The organism is Desulfovibrio sp. 1214_IL3152 (assembly GCF_036763055.1).
Taxonomy (GTDB): domain Bacteria; phylum Desulfobacterota; class Desulfovibrionia; order Desulfovibrionales; family Desulfovibrionaceae; genus Desulfovibrio.
Genome location: NZ_JBAIYW010000104.1, coordinates 1 through 1,063, shown reverse-complemented (window position 1 = coordinate 1,063; position 1,063 = coordinate 1). Strand labels below are relative to the sequence as shown.

Annotated in this window: 1 protein-coding gene; it reads left to right on the top strand. The window is 57.1% G+C overall.

Annotation, left to right across the window (positions count from 1 at the left end):
- Positions 1–419 (top strand): glycosyltransferase family 4 protein (locus V6C07_RS02000; protein ID WP_333534719.1); only part of this gene is annotated, 419 nt, incomplete at its 5' end.
- Between the last annotated feature and the right edge of the window lie 644 nt (positions 420–1,063).

The window sequence follows — 1,063 nt, the reverse complement described above, 5'->3', positions numbered from 1 at the left end:
TGGAAGAGGCCGTGCTCAAGCAGTGGGCTGCGGCGCATGCGGCGGGCAGCCGCGTGGATTTTGTGCCGGGAGGCCTTGATATGCGCGAGCATTACGCGGCAGCGCGTATTTTTGCCCTGTCGTCCGTACGTGAAGGGCAACCCAATGTAATCCTTGAGGCAATGGCTTGCGGCCTGCCCGTTGTCGCCACTGGCGTCGGGGGCATTCCCCGCCTTGTGGAGCAGGAGGTCAGCGGGCTGCTTTCCCCTGCGGCAGACGCGGAAAGCATGGCGCGGCACTGTTGCCGCCTGCTCGATGACAGTGCCTTGTGCGACGGCATGGGATTGGCCGGGAGGCGGCGGGTTGAACAGGATTTTTCCTTTACGGCCATGGTGAGCGCCCACGAGAAAATTTTCAGCAGCCTGAATTCTGCGACGTAGAGTATTTCAACTTTGCGGATCTATTTCCCCAAAGTTTTTACGGCGTTCACTACGACGCTCAACCGCGCGGATAACCTGCGTTTGCGCCTTTATGGCGGGCATCTGTTCGTGCCGTCTCCCGGGCGGATGTGTCTGGGGATTGCAATGTAACCTTGTCCCCGGCCGTGGCGGTCAATGACGAAACACGCATCTTGCGCTTCCCGTCATGGCACGCTTAGAGCAGATTAACTTTGAGAATATACATTCTCAAAGTTTAAGGCACGCTCACTTCGGCGTTTAACAGCGCAGATAAACTGCGCTTACGCCTCCGTAGCGAACGTCTGCTCACGCAGCCGTCAGAGCAATTTAAAAGTTGAATTGCTCTAGCCTGCCTTTTGGAAGAGCGTCGGAAAAAACGGCTCCTTGAACGGGACCGGAGGCTGCCCGGAAAGCAGACGTCTTTTTGCGGCAGCACGCCAATACAGGAATACAACCTATGTGGAACAGTAAAAACATATGGAAACGACATACAACATTGTCTGAAGAGGTGATTGCAAGCCGGACGCGCACCGTTACGCCAGATGATAAAAATGAGTGGCATTCCCGGATCGCGCAAAACCTGCCCACGGGGGGGGCCGCTTCGCACCGGCCCGGTGCGGGGCTGC